Origin of the sequence: Pedobacter paludis (assembly GCF_003173575.1) — a bacterium.
In the GTDB taxonomy this organism is placed as follows: Bacteria; Bacteroidota; Bacteroidia; order Sphingobacteriales; family Sphingobacteriaceae; genus Pedobacter; species Pedobacter paludis.
Genome location: NZ_QGNY01000012.1, coordinates 1 through 18627, shown reverse-complemented (window position 1 = coordinate 18627; position 18627 = coordinate 1). Strand labels below are relative to the sequence as shown.

At 39.2% G+C, this 18627-nt stretch carries 19 protein-coding genes; 10 read left to right on the top strand and 9 right to left on the bottom strand.

Going from position 1 to position 18627, the window contains the following annotated elements; all coding sequences use genetic code 11:
• Nucleotides 1-10: 10 nt before the first annotated feature.
• Nucleotides 11-850: a hypothetical protein gene (locus DF947_RS21730; RefSeq protein WP_109932870.1), complete on the bottom strand. Its 840-nt coding sequence runs from the start codon at nt 848-850 to the stop codon at nt 11-13.
• 343 nt (nt 851-1193) lie between these two features.
• Between DF947_RS21730 and DF947_RS21725 the strand changes: the two genes are divergently transcribed.
• The 5 genes from DF947_RS21725 (at nt 1194) to DF947_RS21705 (ending at nt 4218) form a co-directional block, all read left to right on the top strand.
• Entirely contained in the window at nt 1194-1652 is a 459-nt protein-coding gene (locus DF947_RS21725; RefSeq protein ID WP_146202965.1) for a hypothetical protein, read from the top strand.
• A 192-nt stretch (nt 1653-1844) separates the two neighbouring features.
• Nucleotides 1845-2213, top strand: coding sequence for a hypothetical protein (locus tag DF947_RS21720; protein ID WP_109932866.1), 369 nt, complete (start codon nt 1845-1847; stop codon nt 2211-2213).
• Nucleotides 2214-2315: 102 nt separating this feature from the next.
• The gene (locus DF947_RS21715) at nt 2316-3383 is read left to right on the top strand and encodes a hypothetical protein (RefSeq protein ID WP_109932865.1); all 1068 of its coding nucleotides are present in this window, start codon (nt 2316-2318) and stop codon (nt 3381-3383) included.
• A 20-nt stretch (nt 3384-3403) separates the two neighbouring features.
• Entirely contained in the window at nt 3404-3814 is a 411-nt protein-coding gene (locus tag DF947_RS21710; RefSeq protein WP_109932863.1) for a hypothetical protein, read from the top strand.
• 2 nt (nt 3815-3816) lie between these two features.
• Entirely contained in the window at nt 3817-4218 is a 402-nt protein-coding gene (locus DF947_RS21705; RefSeq protein WP_109932861.1) for a hypothetical protein, read from the top strand.
• A gap of 16 nt (nt 4219-4234) precedes the next feature.
• Here the strand turns inward: DF947_RS21705 and DF947_RS21700 are convergent, their stop codons facing one another.
• From DF947_RS21700 to DF947_RS21685, 4 genes are all read right to left on the bottom strand, one after another.
• Entirely contained in the window at nt 4235-5440 is a 1206-nt protein-coding gene (locus tag DF947_RS21700) for a DUF2252 domain-containing protein (protein ID WP_109932859.1), read from the bottom strand.
• Nucleotides 5441-5479: 39 nt separating this feature from the next.
• Entirely contained in the window at nt 5480-5941 is a 462-nt protein-coding gene (locus tag DF947_RS21695) for a low affinity iron permease family protein (protein WP_109932857.1), read from the bottom strand.
• A 126-nt stretch (nt 5942-6067) separates the two neighbouring features.
• A complete protein-coding gene (locus DF947_RS21690; protein ID WP_109932928.1) occupies nt 6068-7552 on the bottom strand; it encodes an alpha-amylase in 1485 nt (494 codons plus the stop codon).
• A gap of 337 nt (nt 7553-7889) precedes the next feature.
• Entirely contained in the window at nt 7890-8480 is a 591-nt protein-coding gene (locus tag DF947_RS21685; RefSeq protein ID WP_109932855.1) for a DUF1579 family protein, read from the bottom strand.
• Nucleotides 8481-9021: 541 nt separating this feature from the next.
• On the opposite strand from DF947_RS21685, the gene DF947_RS21680 reads away from it, so the two are divergent.
• The gene (locus DF947_RS21680) at nt 9022-9834 is read left to right on the top strand and encodes a hypothetical protein (protein ID WP_109932853.1); all 813 of its coding nucleotides are present in this window, start codon (nt 9022-9024) and stop codon (nt 9832-9834) included.
• Nucleotides 9835-9840: 6 nt separating this feature from the next.
• A complete protein-coding gene (locus DF947_RS21675) occupies nt 9841-10713 on the top strand; it encodes a hypothetical protein (RefSeq protein WP_109932851.1) in 873 nt (290 codons plus the stop codon).
• A 195-nt stretch (nt 10714-10908) separates the two neighbouring features.
• On the opposite strand, the gene DF947_RS21670 is transcribed toward DF947_RS21675, so the two are convergent.
• Both DF947_RS21670 and DF947_RS21665 read right to left on the bottom strand, forming a co-directional pair.
• Nucleotides 10909-11661, bottom strand: a complete 753-nt coding sequence (locus tag DF947_RS21670; RefSeq protein WP_109932849.1) for a glucose 1-dehydrogenase — start codon at nt 11659-11661, stop codon at nt 10909-10911.
• Nucleotides 11662-11752: 91 nt separating this feature from the next.
• A complete protein-coding gene (locus tag DF947_RS21665) occupies nt 11753-12340 on the bottom strand; it encodes a Crp/Fnr family transcriptional regulator (protein WP_109932847.1) in 588 nt (195 codons plus the stop codon).
• Between the two features lie 280 nt (nt 12341-12620).
• On the opposite strand from DF947_RS21665, the gene DF947_RS21655 reads away from it, so the two are divergent.
• Nucleotides 12621-13091: a hypothetical protein gene (locus DF947_RS21655; RefSeq protein ID WP_109932843.1), complete on the top strand. Its 471-nt coding sequence runs from the start codon at nt 12621-12623 to the stop codon at nt 13089-13091.
• A gap of 247 nt (nt 13092-13338) precedes the next feature.
• Nucleotides 13339-14724, top strand: coding sequence for a DASH family cryptochrome (locus DF947_RS21650; RefSeq protein ID WP_109932841.1), 1386 nt, complete (start codon nt 13339-13341; stop codon nt 14722-14724).
• 8 nt (nt 14725-14732) lie between these two features.
• On the opposite strand, the gene DF947_RS21645 is transcribed toward DF947_RS21650, so the two are convergent.
• The gene (locus tag DF947_RS21645) at nt 14733-15125 is read right to left on the bottom strand and encodes a hypothetical protein (protein WP_109932839.1); all 393 of its coding nucleotides are present in this window, start codon (nt 15123-15125) and stop codon (nt 14733-14735) included.
• A gap of 272 nt (nt 15126-15397) precedes the next feature.
• Here DF947_RS21645 and DF947_RS21640 point away from each other — a divergent pair, with 272 nt between their 5' ends.
• On the top strand, nt 15398-16312 hold the full coding sequence (locus DF947_RS21640) for a hypothetical protein (protein WP_109932837.1): 915 nt from the start codon (nt 15398-15400) through the stop codon (nt 16310-16312).
• A gap of 118 nt (nt 16313-16430) precedes the next feature.
• Here DF947_RS21640 and DF947_RS21635 read toward each other — a convergent pair whose 3' ends face one another.
• The gene (locus tag DF947_RS21635) at nt 16431-18476 is read right to left on the bottom strand and encodes a WG repeat-containing protein (protein ID WP_109932835.1); all 2046 of its coding nucleotides are present in this window, start codon (nt 18474-18476) and stop codon (nt 16431-16433) included.
• Nucleotides 18477-18627 lie beyond the last annotated feature (151 nt).

The following is an 18627-nucleotide window of genomic DNA, read 5'->3' as shown; positions in this document are numbered from 1 at the left end:
TTACAATTTGTTATTTGTGAAGATTAAAATTGACCAAGGCTCTAATGGTATATCCGTTTCCTGATGCAACCGATCCGATTTCGCGAATGGCTTCAGAAGGGACAACCGAACTTCTTGTGGCATAAAATACAGGCCCGCCCGACAAAGAAAAGGATAATTTGGATTGTTTAGGCGATAGGTTAATTGATGGACCAATCATTACCTTGGCGCCACCTTCGGCTTCATCTTTTTCCCAAAAACCTTCCAAATCCTGTCCAAGAGCTTCGAAACCCAAATACCAACCCTCATTAATCCGATGCTGGAAACCAATGGCCGAAATAAAATCCAGTTTATCGCGTGTTTTATCAAAGGCTTTTTCAAAACGCAAGTTGCCAAGCAATCTCCAGCGCTGTTCATCAAAAGATGCCGTTATTCGGCTTATGGCCGATGCGGTGCTGGACCAATCTCGGCTCAGGCCAAGTCCGGCGCCCAGCCTAAAGCCTAATGCTTTGTTTCCGCCAATTAAACCTCTAATTACCTCAGCCTGTTGAGCAGAATTGATTCCTCCGCCATTGGCAAAACCTAGAGACGCCGTAGCATAAAGTGTAAATCGACTGCCTAAATAACCTTTTACGCCAAACTGTTGTCCGAGCCCATTATACCCAAATTGCCCGGAAGCTCGCTCTGCATAAGAACCCGAATAATGAACATTCCATTTTTGATTCTCGGAAGTAAGTGTGTTTACAGCAAACAAAAAAGGTTGGGACGATAAATTAAAGGAAGAACCCGATGCTACCAGGTTGGTTTTATCTTGGGCTTTGGAGAAGAAAGCAACTGAGATACAGGCTGCAATGAGGACAGTTTTTTTCATGTTCGTTTATTTCGATTTGATCGATCATCCAAAAATAACCCCGGCGCATTAATTTAATATTAACAATGGCTTTAGAACATAAATATTACAAAAAATGCTTTGATATTAGGGCGTTATGCATTTACGATCAAAAATAATGAGGGGCATATAGGGCCAATACTTAATGCTGAGTTCGCATGCAAATCCTTGTTGAGAATCTAATTATATCTTCTTCTTGCCTTTAAGCGATGAACAAATGGTTTATATACACGTTAGCATTTAATACAAAAAACGGTATGTGATTTGATGCAGATTTTTAAATAAACTCATTATGCGCACAGCCAAATATCACATTTTTAAAATCATGTTATCGATTTTCATTTTGTCGGGTACGGCATGCATTAAAAAGAAGGTTAATAATGCTCCTGTAAAATTGCTTCCATTAAGTCCGTTTACTTATACTTTTACAACGCCCACTGCCAAAAAAGATGGTACAACATCTTCCAAAAACGAATACTTTTTCTTAAACAATAATCAGGAAACCGATCGCTTTTTGATTGCGGAGCTTCATAAAAAGTTTAAAATTTTGGATACCGGAAATTATCCGAATCACTCTATTTACATATACAACAAAACCGAAACGCTTAACCAAAATTTTAAGGGAAACCGAGATCAGCTCAAAGGGCTTCATGATGATGATCTGCGGGTTTACATCAGATATAAAATGGGGAAGATGGATTTATTTTATTTGCTCAAAGATGGTAAGGTTGTTTACGATGGACTTCACCAGATAAAAATTGATCCTCCTTTCGAATTTGATTAAAAAAAAACTGATTTTTATTAGAATCCAAGCACTATTCTCAAGCATACTATTGAGGGATGATTACAAAAAATGTCCTAGGCGTTTTTATAAGTAGCAAAGATTTATTAAATTAGTATAACAATCCCTATTGTAATTCATCTGCATTCTGTTGTACCTCTAGCCAAATGATATTGGTCCATAATCTCCGGTACAATGAAATTATTTATATCGCCGATTTCCGCATCTGAATGGAAAATTAATGTTGCTGACTTTAAAGTCCAGTTGGAAAAATATGTTCTAGGCAGTAGGGTGTGGGAAGTAAATGATCTCAACAGAAAATATATTTTGGAATGGGAATTGTTCATTTCTAATGTACTAAAGTTAGAGGGGAGATTAAGCAGGGATCTCATTTCGATTGTAATAGAATGCAGGGATGCAGTGTTTGCTTTTGATTTCATAAAATGGTATGCCTCCTGGTTGCCCGCTCAGGAGGAAATATGGATTTATGATGAACCATTTGAATTTAATTGTGCGCTAAATGAGCTGAGCAAAGACTTATTGATTTCATTGATGGGATCTTAAACCGAGAGCCTTTTGAGTATAGAATTTAACCCGTTGATCAATTAGTGAAGATAGCGTAAGTAAAAAGATATAACCAAATACCTATGATTAAACGTTTCGATTATGAAAAAGAAAACAGTATTCGTAATGCTCGCGGTAATCATCATCCTGATTGTCGGATCACTTATTTTTTATTTTATCAAGCAACACCAAATACAGCCAAAAACTGTAGAAATTAGTAAAGCCGATACCTTACGGCAAGCAGAAATTTTCAGTGGCGATATTGCCTATCTGGTAAAAGGCAAGCTGCTCGATCAGCAGTTTAAAAGTGAGTATGATGAAATTGCAGATACCCTTGTTGTACTTTCCTTTGGCGACAAGCTCTATTGTACCACTTGCCCATATGTAAATAATGGGGCAGAGGTAGCCGTGGCGGTAACTGCAGATGGTGTAGTTAAACCCGAAGATGTAGAAAAATACGTTAAGCAGTATAGTTTATACGAGAAACCATCAGATGCGAATACAACACCTCCCCATGAGAAAAGATGGAACAAACTCTTTAATTATTTAAAATTGGCCGAGCAGGGTAAGGCAGAATTTCCAAACATCAAAATACCGAATGGTGAGCCTTATTATACAATGCTGGATTGGACATCATTTAACGAAAAGTACAGCAACACCTTTACCGAGCTTTTTACACAGGAAATTCCGTATCCCGTAAAAGATAAACTTATTGCCTTATTTAATAGTGATGATGGTAAAAATTTAAGATTCATCACTTCCGATAGACGCATTCATGAGGATTTAATCCGTTATGGCGATTTTACAGGCCGGAATAAAAAAGAAACCGCCTGTGTACTTACCACCAATAACGATGATCCAGGCAATCACTGGGAAAAACTTTTTGTATATGCCTACAATGGGCAGGGTGATGCATATCTTTTGTACAGTGAAGATTTTCGAGATAAAATACTGATTGAAACGATAAAACACCTGGATGCCCCATCACCGTCTAATTTAATTTTTATGGATAGTGAAGAAAAACAATATGCAGCCCATGATGCCTTGCGCATAAAAATACCCAATCAGCCCGATGTGGTGCTGGTTTATAATAAAGAGTTTGATAAAATGAACCGTTATCTGCAACTGCCCAAATCGCAATTGGATAGAGATGTTGATGATGAGCAGTAACCAATATTTAAAACTAAAGCATGGAACTACCTACAGAAATACAAACCGAATTTGATCTTTTATTTGAACCAAACGAAGATTACTTTGAAGCTGGTGAATACAATAAATGCATCGAGATCCATCAAAAAGCCTGGGCGTTATTTCCCGAATCCAAATATCAATATCCCGAAGAAGGGTATGCCTTGCTTCAGGGGCTGGTGTATTTAAATCTGAAAATAGGAAATCTGATCGATGCAGAACAATGGGCCAGACAGCTTTATTTATTTGATCAGTCAAATTTCTTTGGCACCTCAGAATTTGCATTGGGTCAGGTTTATTATGAAATGGATAGACTGGATGAAGCAAAGGAACAGTTTGCCATTGCCATGCTCAAATCAGAAGGGCGGGTTTTTGAAGGCGAAGATTCTAAATATTTAAACTTAATTCGGTAAAAATGAGCGGTACATACAAAAACTCTAAATCGATCTTCCCATCGGTTTTATTGCTATTTCTAACATTAAACTTTTCGTCTTGTGTTTCGAGATTGGAGCGGCCTGCCTTATCGGGTTTTATTGTTGATGAGAATAAGAAGCCCATAGCAGGGTGTAAGGTAGGTGAAACCGTTACCGCTGCGGATGGTTCGTTCCATTTGAAAGAAATTCGGTACCGAAAATTTTTTATCCCGGAAATGTTCATGTTGGAGGCACCTCCGGTTATGGTTTCAGAAACCATTGAAAAACCCGGCTACCAGAAAAGTGAACTTAAACTTTTTCAAACCTTTGGTGGTGGCCAAAAAAAAGGTGCAAAGCTTGATATGGGCACCATTGTATTGAAGTTTGAGAAGGATAAGAAATAGCTTCGGGGGAAAATTTCTATAAACCATAAAAGCCTTCGCGGTAGTCCTTCTCAAAATTTGCATAATCGGTACAGGTAAGGCCGGCCTGCTGGGAGGCAAGTTGGATGACTTCCTGTTGCCAATCTGTATTTTGGGCAAATTTAATGAGTTCGTCTTTTGTTGCTGCACCATTTAACCCCGAACTTCTAAGCTGTGAAGATGCGGTTAACATGCCCATAGCATCTATTACCTGATACATATCTCGATATTGCTCGCGAATGAGCTTAAACCTTATGGTATCTTTTACGGGCTGCAGCTCCTGCATCACATAAGATGCTCCGTTGAAGATACTATATGAAAGCAAGGCTGATGAAACATGTTGCATGTGCTTTTGAACCGTAATGATTCTTTCGGCTTCGTTTTTCCATTTTGGCTGTACAGTTTTGATATGGGGAAGCAGGGCAGATGGAAAGGCCTCTTTCATATCGATCAATAAATAACCCTCTTTTTTTAAGGTGATTTTTAGTAGAAAAAGATACCTTTTTTGGCCTAAGCTTCCGGTGCCCGCCAAACGATAAACCACATCTTTAACTTTATAATTATAGGGGCTATAACTGTTTTCTCCCAGCCACTTTTGCATGTGTTCGCTCAATTGGGATTTAAGTTCCTTATCTAGTTTGAAATGCCTTTCGTGTTTGGTGTTTAGCTGTACCGATTGTCCTTTTTTTACAGCCCTCTTTTTAAGCAGCTGGGCGGATGAGCTCTTCTCTGCACTTTTTAAAAAGCTAGACACAATTCCTTTGGCCGTTCTTGGGTCGATATTGGTCTCCTTTCCTGAAAGCAGGGTGTTGCGGTAGCTCTTTATAAAAAGGAGTGCCATATTCATCGATTGGTCTGCATCAATTTCGAGGGTCTGAAAAGCGATAAAAATGCTGGTTACCAATCTCAGCACTTCCCAGAGCACAGGTGCTTTTATCGCCTCATCGAAATCGTTAAGATCAAAATAAACCAAATTGTTTCCACCTCTGTAACTGCCAAAGTTTTCGAGATGAAGGTCGCCACAGATCCATCCAACAGGAGATTTGGGCATGTTTTTTAATTTGGAAAGCCTTTGGTAAAAAAGATGGCAGGTGCCCCTAAAAAACCGGAATGCATTTTCCAGCATCGCCTCGTATTTTAGCTGAAGTGCCCAAGGCAGGCGGTTTTTATTGAAGTTTTTAATCTCTTCGGAGGATGAAAACATATTTTGGATGACGATAATATTAAATTTTAGGGTTGATTTTTAGGCCTTTGGCTTAGCTTTTTTGATCGCACTGTTTTTCTCTTCTGAATTCTTCTCGGCCGAATCGATAGAGTGCGATTTGTGGATGTCATCGTCCTTTTCCGCAACATCAGATAGTTTTTCGTAATAACGGTGGAGCACATCCAATTCATCTTCGTTCAGATCTTCTACATCTACCATCCGATTGCTTGCATGCCTGCTGGCGGCAATGAGCTCGTTTAACTTTAGGTGAATGGCCTTTGAATCCTTATTCTGTGTTTTTTGAATTAAGAACACCATTAAAAAAGTAATAATTGTGGTCCCTGTGTTGATAACCAATTGCCAGGTATCTGAAAAGTGGAACAGCGGTCCGCTAATCCCCCAGATGATGATGGTTCCGAATGCAATTATAAATGCCCAAAGACTACCTGTCCAACAGGTAATCTTATCGGATATTAGCTCAAAGAAGTTCTGTTTTTTCATTTCCTTTATGTTTTTAAACTTTCAAGCTAGTACACGCTAAAGGAATAAAAGGTTTTGGAAATTTAATTATAGTGAGAAAACAAGAATCTTTGGCATTCGTTGGGGCACAGATCAAATGTGTAACGTTTAATCGGCTGTCCATGCAGAAACTGATCCGGCCTTAACCAAAAACTCGCCCCAGCCTTCTTCATTAATCTGTACTTCTGTATCGATATTGTTTAAGCGGTCGCGAAAAATCCTTCCGGCAAATTGTTTTCCCATTTCCATCGATTTAAAGCCCTCGTCTCCATTGGAAACCAAAACAGCGATTCCGGAATTGGGGTGTTCGCTTTCTCCATCTACCGTCCAGCCTACACAGTTGGGGTGATCGAAGTAATCGCGTTGCACACCATAAACCTGATGTTTTCGAAGTTCGAGCATGGTTTTGATTTCCTGAACAGGTTCGAGCGAGATTTTATGGTCGTTGCCATCGTCGCCCTTATCTGTGTAGGTAGAACCATAAAGATCGGGATAAAAGATGCAGGGATAACCCGTGGCCCGCAATAAAATCATGGCATAGGCAATGGGTCTAAACCATTCATCAACGGTTTGCTCTAGCGACTGTAGGGGTTGGGTATCGTGGTTTTCTACAAGGGTAACGGCAAGTTCGGGTTTTACGGATACCAATGTATCCTGAAAAATGGTAGATAAATCAAAACCATTCCCCTGTTTGGAGGCTGCCGAAAAATTGCCCTGCAAACTCGCATCAAAAAGCGACATTCTTCCTTCTGTAGCTTCAATATAAGCCAGCATGGCATCCAAATTTCCAGGCGACCAATATTCTCCTACCGTAAAAAGTTCTTTCCCGGTAAATTCTCGCATGTGATCAAGCCATTGGTTATAAAAAGAAGCGGGCATGTGTTTAATCGCATCCAGGCGAAAGCCGTCGAATTTTGCGGTCTCGTGAAACCATTCGCCCCATTTCATCAGTTCTTCGGTTACATTAGGGTTCCGGAAATCGATGTCACAGAGCATGAGGTAATCATAGTTGCCGTTTTCGGTATCCAGCACATCTTGCCAGCCTTCGCCATATTGGTTTTGGATGCTGAAAATGGCATTTTCTCCACTCCGCTGATCGAAATCTATCCCGGTAAAACACTGGAAATCCCATTGAAAGGCAGAATATTTTCCATTTCTTCCGGGGAAAGTAAATTTGGTATAAGCATCAATATCATAAGCATCGGAAATGAAAACGTTCCGATCCTGGGGATCTACCTTTCTTACCGGCACGGTTTCGGTTTCATCTGCTCCACCCAAATGGTTTAGCACGATGTCTACATATACCTGAATGCCCGCTTCCTGAAGGGCTTTAATGCCACTTAAAAATTCCTCTTTAGTGCCGTACTTAGTGCGGATAGATCCTTTTTGATCAAATTCGCCCAGATCGTAAAGATCGTAAGAATCATATCCCGTTGATTTTTTTCCGTCCATTCCCTTATGTGCGGGAGGAAGCCAGAGCGTATCGATGCCGAAGGCTTTTAGCTCTTGGGCCTCGGTTTCCATTTTTTTCCATAAGCTTCCATCAGCAGGGTAATACCACTGAAAATATTGCAGCATTGTAAAGTTTTCCATATCAGATTTTTGGGTTCGAGCGCTTTCGATTTTGAGATTCGTTAAGTTACTCAACACTGCTAAGGTGTAAAAAGTTTAAATTTTGAATAGAAGTGCGTATCGATTCAGGATATGGGCTAATTTACAGGGTGGATCAGAGCTTGTTTTCTAATCTAAAATTGCTTTGGTTAATTGAATACTTAATCTGTACAACTTCAGCCTAAAATATCTTTGAAATTCTATAAGAATAGTACCTACAAAGCTTTCACGATGCTGAAATTTATTGCTTTATAACAATGGAGGTATTTGGCTAAACGAGATAAGCTGGATGACAAATGAAAGTAGAAACTGCGTCTGACTATTCAGATTTAGAGTACAATAACGTACGAATATTGATGTATTGACCGCTTTTTAATTCATAAAAGCTTTCTGTATAGTGCGAACCATCAATTAAAGTTATAATCCTCCTATTGTGTTTAACCTCACCTTTTATCATTTCGCTATCCCAATCATAAGTGAAAGTTTTCTTATTTGCATCATAAATGCCTAGCTGATATTGAATGTCACTGCCAATATGGTTGTTGAGCGATATTGTAATGAATTTTGATTTTACATTGTCGTAACCTTCAATCTGTAAGCTTTGGTAACGGTCTTCCTTCATTTTTCCATCCGCAACCGGAAGCTGCAGTTTACCTCCAATAATTTCTACCATATAAAACCGGCCATCGTACATGGGTTTACGAACAAGCGTGCCTTTTACAAAAACCAGTTTGCTATCCTGGAAATTCCATGTCCCGGTTAACTGGTCAAGCTGTGCATGATTGGCACCAGGATGCGAGTTCGCTAACATTTGATCTATTGGATTATCGCGTTTCTGGGCGAGCAGATCGAAATGTATCAATGAATTGATTAAAAATGCCGTTATACATATGAATTTCAGTTTTTTCATATTACCTAGAGATTATATTGCCTGCACTAAATTAATGAATAATTGAATGGTTTGTATGGCGAATTAATTTATAGCTCTAATGGCGTTGTTGTTATGCGCTGGATTGAAAAAATTAAGACACCTAAACAAATTCACTAAAAAAAAACCAACATTTCAGCTTTCCATCTTTTGGCATTTAATAAAACTTTCCAAAAAATGGCTACATTGTAAAATCATTTAGCCTTATGGAAGGTCATCTTTGCTAAATAGAAATTTTTAATCCTATGGACAAGAAAAAAAGTACAGCTGAAGAAGTTGCTGCAGAAAAAAAAATTCAAAAGAGATTGCCAAGAAAAAAGAAAAAAATGGGCAATAGTGGTGGTAAATCTGGCTAAATCCATATGAATTGAAATTATTTAACCCATCGCTCAGCATCACAATTATGGCTAAAAAAGTAGAAACTACAGAACAAGAAAAACCGGCAATTGTACAAAAGCGTTTGCCCCGTAAAAAGAAAAAAATGGGTAAGAGCGGGAAAACCGGAGGCTAGTAGAAATTGGAAATGGAAAATACCACTGGACAGGTTAAGGGCGGAAAACCTAAGGCCATTAAAGATCCAAGAAGTTTTAAGGTTACCGATTATCTGGCCATGCATCAGCTTCAAATTCCTGATGCACACGATTGGACCGCAGTGAAGAAAAGTGAATGGGGCGTATTCGGGAACGACACTTTAGAGAACTGTACCTGTGCTGCTGCCGGACACATGATAAAATGCTGGACCGCCAATGCCGGTGCAGAGTTTGAAATTACAGACGAAGCCATTTTAAATACTTACATCGCACTTTCTAAATACAATCCCATCACCCATGAAAATGCTGAGGGTATATATATGATAGATGCTTTAAAGTACTGGCGTAAAAAGGGCATCGATCAGCATCGAATCCGGGTATTTGCAACCGTTCCGCCAGATCGGCGTGAAATTGTAAAAGCCTCAATTTATCTTTTTGGTGGAATTTATGTTGGTCTTCTGCTTCCTTTAAGCAGTAAGCATCAGGAAATCTGGGAAGTTAAACCTGGTGGACTGACAGGAGATAATGAACCCTACTCGTTAGGTGGACATGCAGTTGCTATTCTTGCTTATGATGAAGAATACCTTACGTGTATTACTTTGGGGGAAGAAAAAAAAATGACCTGGGATTTTTGGGAAACCTATAATGATGAGGCTTATGCCATTATTACCCAGGATTTTATGAAAGGCGACAAAAATCTCTTGGGTCTTAACCTCGAGGCCATGGAACAAGACCTAATGCATTTAACACAAGAAAAAATTAGACTTGCCAACCGTTTAGCACAGGAAAATTCTGAAAAACATTAAACCCATATGATCGAACTCATCAAACAGCTCATATTGGCTGAGGTGAAAGTGGCGCCAGAAATTATCCATCAGATTTGCAACCAAGCCATCCCAAAACCACATTACGATTTAGTTTACAGCTTAACTTATAATCAGGCCGATCCGAAAATTGAGGAACTGATTGATTTGATGGAAGAATACGGTTTGGAGAAAGGGCATCAAATTATGGAAATTATGGCCGGCAATGGTTACGAAAGCAATGCAATCGCTAAAAAATTTCCCCATAATTATTATAGCTGTTTGGATAATGCCGATTATTTTACTCCTTTTCCGGGATTAAATTATTTAAAGGCCAACTGTACAGATATTCATTATCAGCATCCTCAGAAACAGGATCTGATTTTTATCGGCAGTGCAAATGCGTCTATGTGTATGCTCAGGGAGTTAAAAGAAATTATGCGGCTTGGAATTTTTCTCCAAAACAACGTTCGCATAAATGGATTGGCTGTGCTTTCCTATTTCGAAGAACATGATGCAGTTTCTAATTTCCTTATCGATTATTCTGTAAAAGCGATAAGCAACCATACAGAACCAGGTTTTAACGGCTTGTACGCACATTGGTTTAGTGCCGTAAAATTCGATGTTGAAAAGCAATTGCACCATTACCATGATTTGGTTGCCGTAACGAATGATGATGAACTGAATGCAGAATCAAGCTATCAGGAAATTGTTTATCACGAAAAACCTTTTATTGCCAGAAGCTGGCAAACAGCAATTGTAACGGAGATTATGCAAACAGCTGGTTTTGAATATGTGGGCAATAAATGGAATCCCGATTGCCGTTTCATGCCTTTTAAGAAAGTAACGAATAAAACCGCTATCGATTATTTAAATTGTTGATCGAACAGCGCTTTAGCGTCATTTCTGCGCAGTTGTAAATCTTAACTTCGCAGGTATGTATTGCTCATTTCCATCTGGGGAAAGTAGGAAACTGTCGCTGATATCGCGAAAAAGAAATCAAACGAAGTTTTGTAAATTTCACACGATGCCTGTTTTAAAAATGGCACGGGTTTAACCGTGCCGGTATATCATAAATTATTGGGCTAAGTAAGTCATGCCGCCATCAACCAGGATTTCGGTTCCGAGCAAGAAGGAAGAATCATCTGAAGCTAGGAAAACCGCTGTTTTACCAATATCTGAAGGTTGCCCAATTCTGCCTATTGGCATTACGCCTGCAAACTGTGCTTTCACGGCCTCAATGTGTTCTGCAGGAACAAATTTATCAAAGGCAGGCGTGTCTGTAGTACCCGGCGTAATTACGTTTACCCTAATCTTTCTTGCCAACAAATCGTTCGAAAAGCTTTTCGCCAAAAAGATTACGGCGGCTTTTGCCGCACCATAAAGCCCAAATGATGGATATGCCCGATGTGCGGCGTTGGATCCGATTAGAATGATTGAAGCTCCATCATTCATATATGGCAGTGCTTTTTGTACCGTGAAATAAACGCTTTTTAGGTTAAGGTTCATGGTCTTATCGTAGTCAGCCTCGCTCACATCTGCAACCGTTCCAGTCGTTCCTGCTCCCGCATTGGCTACCAGCACATCTATTTTGCCGAATTTTTCTGCCGTCTCTTTAAACATGCTTTCCAGATCGGTAAGGTGGGTTACATCTGCATTAATGGCAATAAAATCACTGCCAAGCTGAGCAATCGCATTTTCTAAAGTTTGATGGTTTCTGCCCACAATTGCACCAGAAGCCCCTTCATTTTTAAAGGCTTCTGCAATGCCCAATCCAATGCCACTATTGCCGCCTGTAATTACGGCTATTTTGTTTTTTAATTTACTCATGATCTTTACGATTTATGTTACCTCAAAGATGCAGCGGTATAGCGAACTAAATCTTATCAAAAGTCATTAAATACACTTAACAAAGATCAATCTATTTTAAGGCGTTTTTTCTGATCCGGCTCAGGCTTTCGGGTGTTAAACCCAAGTAAGAAGCAATCAAATTCTGAGGAAAGCGCTGTATAAAGTGCGGATAATCATTAACCAGTTCCTGAAACCGCTCTTCGCCAGTTTGGCTAATGGAAGACTGCATCCTCTTTTGTGCAGCTATGGTATTGTTTTGGCTCAGCACATTTTGCATTGCTAAAAAAGCGGGAATGGGTTTTATAAATTCTTCAACTACGCTATGGGTTATTTGTAAAATCTCCAGATCTTCCAGTGCTTCAATATTGAAACGGCTTGGTGTCAGTTTGTAAAAACTTTCAAAATCGGCCAGCCACCAATTTTCTACACTTAACTTTAAAATGTGCTCATGTCCCTTTTCATCAACTGAAAACGTTTTGGCAGCACCTTTTACAATGAATCCGGTGTATTTACATACATCACCCTCCTGTAAAAAGTATTGTCGTTTTCTTATTTTTTTGGGTTTAAAGTGTGCCATCAATACTTGCTTATCCTCCGCAGAAAGCGTTTGGCCAGAAAGGTCTTCAATGTAATCGAACAGCGCTTGAAAATTATGCATGTTTAGTTGCTTAAAGAGAATCTTCAAAAATAGAACTTTCAGCTTATTTTATGGGCTATTTTTATATAGCTTATTAGATGATATATACATTGATGCCCCAGATGTATATAGTCTTGCTGATGAGGTTAAAAAAATTAAGAAGATTTTTAAATGCACATGCCATACGCTTGCGCACGATAAGAAGCGTCTAGCAAATCAAAATTTTGTAACTTATTTTAGTTACACTGATCATAATAAACAAAAATTTAAACTTTAAAACATGATCAGATACAGAGCTCATATGATTAGAATTTTCTTTTATAAATTATTTAGCGTCATATTTTTAATTTCAGTTCTAACAAGCTGTAATAAAATAGAAACCGATCGAGATTTTGAGGCAGCAATAAAAAGTGAAGTCCAAAGAAATATAGGAGGCACACTGGAATTTAAAAAAATAGCTGCGTTCAAATGGACAAAGGTGCTGATTCTGGCTCCCTATACCAATATTGGTCGGGTACAAAAAGAAATGAATGTTAACTTGAAACCAATTGAACATTCTGACATTGACAATCGGGATGACATTAATCAGCTTATATTTTTTGATGATGATAAAATTATTAAAATGATTGAGTATCCAAGATCAGATGGAGATTTCGAGCAGGAATTAAACGCTGGCTTTTACTCAAAAGACAATGCGATCTTTAGGATAATGGCAAAATCACAAAAATGGGCAAATAGGAAGCCTTGGATTGTATTAAAACAAGCCAAATAATCGGCTTTAAATTAGCATTTGGTGTAATTTGCAACACATAAATATTAACCAAAACTTAGTCTGTTGCACAGGATGCAGTTTTTTGATTATAAACGATTGAAAGCTGTTGCTGAATTATCCGAATTAAAGTAGGTTCTACACATCCTCCAAAACTTTTATTAGACCAAAATGTTCTGACAGTTACAATCGCCCCAATATACAATGGGCTCCATCATAATATTAAAGCAATAGGATAACATTTCAATAAATGAATAAACGGGGCCTGGTGTGGTTTAAGAATGATTTGAGATTGCACGATAACGAGAGTTTAATCAGTGCCCAAAAAGAATGCAAAGATCTTGTTTTCTGCTACTGTATCGAAAAAGAAGAGTTTGAGCTGCTTGAACTTGGCTTTAGGAGAAAAGACATCATCAGATTTAAATTTATGGAGCAGTCTGTGCTGCATCTGAGAAAGAACTTGAAAGATTTGGGCGGGCATTTAATTGTGGGGGAAAGTTCCGCAAAAATAACGTTGCCAGAACTGATTAAAAAATATGACATCACAGATGTATATGCAGAGGAGGAATATGCGAGCTACGAAACCGGGCTGGTTAAGCAAGTTGTAGAGGCATCTCCTAAAGTCAGCTTTCATTTTTTCTGGGGCAAAACACTTTATCACAAAGACGATATACCGTTTGAGATTGCTAAAATTCCGCTTACCAGCAAGGCGTACAGAATCCCTGCTGGCTCTAAAGCCAATCCCAGAAAAACCTTTAATCGCCCTTCTAAATTAAATGCGGTTACAGGTATAACCGATCATAAATTTCCATCCCATGAACTTTATGGATTTAGTAAACATGAGTATGATCAGGCAGCGCCGTTAATGGATGGTGGTGAAAAAGCTGCATTAGAAAGGTTGCAGTATTATACTTTTAAATCGGAGCTTTTAACCGGCTATAGGTGGAGCAGAAATAAATCGGATGGACTTGACTACAGTTCAAAACTCTCTCCTTACCTGGCTTTGGGCTGTATTTCTGCACGAGAAATTTATGAGAAAGTGCTTGCTTACGAGGCAGACGTCAAGAAAAATCAGAGTACCTGGTGGTTAATTTTCGAACTGGTATGGCGGGATTATTTCACATTCAAATCCATGCGGTTTGGAGACCTGGTATTTAAAACAAAGGGTTATAAGAACAAGAAGCTGGAATGGGAAAACGACCCGTCGAAGTTTCGCAAATGGTGTCAGGGCATTACCGGAATTCCCTTTATTGATGCCCACATGAGGCAACTGAACCAAACCGGATACATGAGCAACCGCGGTAGGGTAAACTGTGCAAGCTATCTTGTTCACGATTTGAAAATTGACTGGACCTGGGGCGCATATTATTTCGAATCTAAACTTATCGATTATGATGTAAGCTCCAACTGGATGAACTGGCATATGCAGGCCTTTGAGATCTGGTATACCAATCCGGTACATCAATCGAACAAATACCATGCACAGGATTACATCCGTAAGTGGATTCCGGAACTTTCCGACAAAAACGACATTGAAGTCCTGATTCCTTGGATGTTCGACATTGATAACTATCCCAAACCCATTGAGGTATACAAAAAATGGACAAGGGCAATTGGCCTTATCCAAAAATTATAGATGAACAATTAGTTAAACTTATATTGCACCATAAGCTTAAGTGCCCCATAAACTGCTGATGTTGAAATAAGTAGCATAGATAAGGAATCTAATGGACAAGTAATTACCTGTGTAATATTAATGGCATAACCGCTATAATATAGTCCAAATTGCTCTACATAACAGGAGCCGAGAACAGTAGACTCAGAATATATGGAACAAGCAAGCTCAGCATGATTTCCCTGACTTGAATCGAAAACATAGGCACGCTGGCCATTGTGCTGACCAAAATAAGTTTGGTATATATTATCGCATGTGCCGAAACATTGATAGCGACAGGCCTGACCGACAGTGAAACTTTGTGCAATTAATTTTTCAAATGATCCGATAAGGCAAAAAGCAAGGAGCAATATTCTTTTCATACAGGCAAATTCTAAAAGAAAAAAATTATTTCAGGGCAATTAATTTAGCATCCAGTACGGTACCAAAGTTACCTTTATTGCGTGTTGAATATCGAAATGAACAAGTTGAACGGAAAATCGCGACCTGTTAGCTGGTTTAATGATGTGATAAATGGTTACGAGCGTAATGTTCAAATAAAAGGTGTAAGATTTTGGTTTTTTTTGCTAATCGACTTGATTGTTCCAATAAGGATGTCCAAATTCGCCATTGGATATCAAACCCTTAAACCCTAATGAGCCTAAGCACAAAAAGACTGATCGCATTTGTTCCTGCCAGAATTGCATTTATAACGTTTTGGTTGGTAGGCCTGGTTTACGCTGTATCTGCACAGCAAGCCCCAGTTAAGATTATTCCCGCCGAGCTGAGTGAGACATCTGGTTTATTTGTTGCCAAAGATAATCTGTTTTATATACATAACGACAGTGGAGACACCTCGCGGTTCTTTGCCATCGATGCGAAGGGCAATTTGTTGTCTACCTTATATTTTAAGGGAGATCCTTCAAAAAAGCATTTGGGCGTAACGGATTGCGAAGATATCGCCGGTGGTCCAGGCCCGGTAAAGAATAAAAGCTACATTTACCTCGGCGATATTGGAGACAATGGAGGCAACCGCCCTTATGTTACGGTATATCGTTTCCCAGAGCCGAACAAGTTCTCCGGTAACATGCAGATCGAAAGTGAGGCGGTTCACCTAAAATATCCTAATGGTCCGCAGGATGCCGAGACTTTAATGGTTGATCCGATCTTGAAAGAACTGATCATTATATCCAAGCGACAGGATACGGTTGGAATATATTCAGCACCGCTGTTTTTCAAAAAGGGCGATACCATTAAAATGAAAAAGCAGGGAAGCCTTTTTCTGCCAGGTAAAGGTTTGGTAAAGTATGTCGTTTCTGGAGATATATCCCGAGATGGCCAACAGATTTTATTGAAAACCTATGCCAATGTGTATTATTGGTTGCGTAATGGTAAAGAACCCATTTCCCAAACTTTGAGGCGGACGCCAACTAAACTACCTTACATTTTAGAGCGCCAGGGCGAGGCTGTGGGTTTCACCCCAGACGGAAAGGCCTACTACTGCATCAGTGAGGGAAAAAATGCCGTGATTTACCGCTATAATGTTCCCCAGCTTCCTGGTCAGCACTAACTGAAGAAGACCTCCTAGCTGGGGTTAAAGAAACATTCGCTAGGAGAGTTTCTAAATGTAAATTTGTTGGGTTTTTGAAAGATCTAAGTTCCCTTTAAGAATTGTTCTTTTTACAGATTTAATAACCCCTGTACCCGTCATTTTTCCGTTTGTAATCTCGGTCCGATTGCCTGTCTCGTTCCCTAAACCAATTATCGTAACCCGATGAGCTGGATGAAGATGATGGCGAATTGGATCTAATGATATTATCCATATCGCTTTGGCTCAAGCTGGTTCTTCTTTTTCTGTTACTGTTACTGTTGTTGTTGTCTTCATCATCATAATCTTTATCAAAAGCAAAAGTAACCCGTTTTATTTTGCTTAGGTCGGCGTAATCGCCTGAGGTGTATTTATTTGATGAAGTATTATTATTATAGCTAACAGTTTGGGGTTCTTCTTTTTTTACATAAGGCTTTGCGCTAATGGTTTCTGGCTCTGCTAAATTTTTGTACATTTCGTAAAGCGATTTTGCACGTTCTGAATTGGGTTTTAAGTTAAGGGCAAGCTGTGCCTGATCTTTTGCTTCTGCCCATTTTTGCGCTTTACCCAAAATTTGCGAGCGAAGCGTAAAGCAATCAAAACATTTAGGGTTTAGCGCTATGGCTTTATCTAAGTCTTTTTGGGCTTCCACCATATTTTTGCTGTCTACATATGAATACGCTCGGAACACAAATGGACGAAAATCATTTCCGTTTACCGCAATTGCTTTTGCATAAAATGTAATCGCTTTTGCATTATTTTTTTCATATTCTGCGTAAAGCACGCCGTTGGCAAACAAAGCCAAAAAATTATTTGGGCTAAGTTTCAATGCTTTTTGGGCTTCGGGCAAAGCTGCGGTGTAATTGCCCTCATTTCTAAATACCAGTGCTTTTTGTGCTGCAGCATCGGCCGTATTTATTTTTGTGGCCACCGTGGCTGGTTGTTTTACACTGCTGGTAAAAATACCATTTGCCCAGTCGCCGTTTTTTACCGCTCCATTTTTTTTGGTAAAAATTCCTTTTCCGTTTGGTTCGTTATCTTTCCAATCGCCAGTATATACATCTCCGTTTGCCCATTTCAGCTTTCCCTTACCAGTCATGTTACCATTTACCCAGTCGCCTTCGTAAACTGCGCCATCAGCCCAGGTATATTTTCCTTTTCCGTTTAATAAATTATCATTCCAATCGCCTTCGTACACATTTCCGTTAGCCAATACCTTTTTCCCCTTTCCAGTCATCTTATCATATACCCAATCGCCATCGTAAACATCGCCGTTTGTCCACACATTTTTTCCTTTTCCTGTTCTTTTTCCGTTAAGGATATCACCATCATAAACATCGCCAGTTCTAAATCTATATTTCCCTTTTCCGGTGGTTTGGTTATTTACGTCAATTATTTTTCCGGCTTTATCTATATGAACGTAACTTTTTGTTTCGGTACTTGCCATTGCTATTCCATCTTCAAACGAATAGGCTGTTTTAAATTGTACCGGAATAGCCATTTCTCCTTTTTGGTTGATGTAGCCAAAACCTTTATCGTGTGTGGGTTGCACCGCCGCCAAACCTTCATTAAATGAGCCGGCATCATCGTATACAAAAGGCACTACCTGTTTACCTGTCTTATCAATATAGCCCCATTTATTGTTCTGTTTTACCGATACAAGACCTTCTCGAAAGCTATACACGCTTTCGTAAATGCACGGAATTACCAGTTTGCCAGTTCTATCAATAAACCCCCATTTATCCCCTTGGTTTACAGCCGCCATCCCTTCATCAAAGCCATACGTAAAATCGTAAAGAAAAGGCGCAACCTGATTGCCTTTCTTATCAATATAGCCCCATTTGCCATTCTGTTTTACCGTTGCAAGCCCCTCGCTAAAACCAAATAATACTTCGCTGTACTGATATGGAATGACCAACTTATCATTCTCATCAATAAAACCATATTTTCCGTCGTTATAAACGGCGGCAAGCCCTTCAGAAAACTCATTGGCAAACATGTTGTATTTGTGGGGTATCTTTAAAACACCCTTTCTGTTTATATAGCCGTAGTTACCTGCCGTATCCTTATCTAATTTAAGGTTTTGCGCAAATGTTGCCGATACACCAAACAGCACAAAAAGTAATACAATGGTTAGAGTTTTCATATTTATAATGGCTTGTTGGTTATCTGGGGATTATCCAAAAAGTGGCCACCGTTTTTTACTCAAAGTGGCCACTTTCTTTTCAGCTAAAGTGGCCAGTATATACCGGTAAAAGTGTGCACTTGACTGATTTATAGCCGTTTTAAGCCTGCTA

Bases quoted from the DNA above. Each gene is read 5' to 3' on its own strand.
- DF947_RS21730 (WP_109932870.1), bottom strand. From the start codon at position 850: ATGAAAAAAACTGTCCTCATTGCAGCCTGTATCTCAGTTGCTTTCTTC.
- DF947_RS21725 (WP_146202965.1), top strand. From the start codon at position 1,194: ATGTTATCGATTTTCATTTTGTCGGGTACGGCATGCATTAAAAAGAAG.
- DF947_RS21720 (WP_109932866.1), top strand. From the start codon at position 1,845: ATGAAATTATTTATATCGCCGATTTCCGCATCTGAATGGAAAATTAAT.
- DF947_RS21715 (WP_109932865.1), top strand. From the start codon at position 2,316: ATGAAAAAGAAAACAGTATTCGTAATGCTCGCGGTAATCATCATCCTG.
- DF947_RS21710 (WP_109932863.1), top strand. From the start codon at position 3,404: ATGGAACTACCTACAGAAATACAAACCGAATTTGATCTTTTATTTGAA.
- DF947_RS21705 (WP_109932861.1), top strand. From the start codon at position 3,817: ATGAGCGGTACATACAAAAACTCTAAATCGATCTTCCCATCGGTTTTA.
- DF947_RS21700 (WP_109932859.1), bottom strand. From the start codon at position 5,440: ATGTTTTCATCCTCCGAAGAGATTAAAAACTTCAATAAAAACCGCCTG.
- DF947_RS21695 (WP_109932857.1), bottom strand. From the start codon at position 5,941: ATGAAAAAACAGAACTTCTTTGAGCTAATATCCGATAAGATTACCTGT.
- DF947_RS21690 (WP_109932928.1), bottom strand. From the start codon at position 7,552: ATGGAAAACTTTACAATGCTGCAATATTTTCAGTGGTATTACCCTGCT.
- DF947_RS21685 (WP_109932855.1), bottom strand. From the start codon at position 8,480: ATGAAAAAACTGAAATTCATATGTATAACGGCATTTTTAATCAATTCA.
- DF947_RS21680 (WP_109932853.1), top strand. From the start codon at position 9,022: ATGGAAAATACCACTGGACAGGTTAAGGGCGGAAAACCTAAGGCCATT.
- DF947_RS21675 (WP_109932851.1), top strand. From the start codon at position 9,841: ATGATCGAACTCATCAAACAGCTCATATTGGCTGAGGTGAAAGTGGCG.
- DF947_RS21670 (WP_109932849.1), bottom strand. From the start codon at position 11,661: ATGAGTAAATTAAAAAACAAAATAGCCGTAATTACAGGCGGCAATAGT.
- DF947_RS21665 (WP_109932847.1), bottom strand. From the start codon at position 12,340: ATGCATAATTTTCAAGCGCTGTTCGATTACATTGAAGACCTTTCTGGC.
- DF947_RS21655 (WP_109932843.1), top strand. From the start codon at position 12,621: ATGATTAGAATTTTCTTTTATAAATTATTTAGCGTCATATTTTTAATT.
- DF947_RS21650 (WP_109932841.1), top strand. From the start codon at position 13,339: ATGAATAAACGGGGCCTGGTGTGGTTTAAGAATGATTTGAGATTGCAC.
- DF947_RS21645 (WP_109932839.1), bottom strand. From the start codon at position 15,125: ATGAAAAGAATATTGCTCCTTGCTTTTTGCCTTATCGGATCATTTGAA.
- DF947_RS21640 (WP_109932837.1), top strand. From the start codon at position 15,398: ATGAGCCTAAGCACAAAAAGACTGATCGCATTTGTTCCTGCCAGAATT.
- DF947_RS21635 (WP_109932835.1), bottom strand. From the start codon at position 18,476: ATGAAAACTCTAACCATTGTATTACTTTTTGTGCTGTTTGGTGTATCG.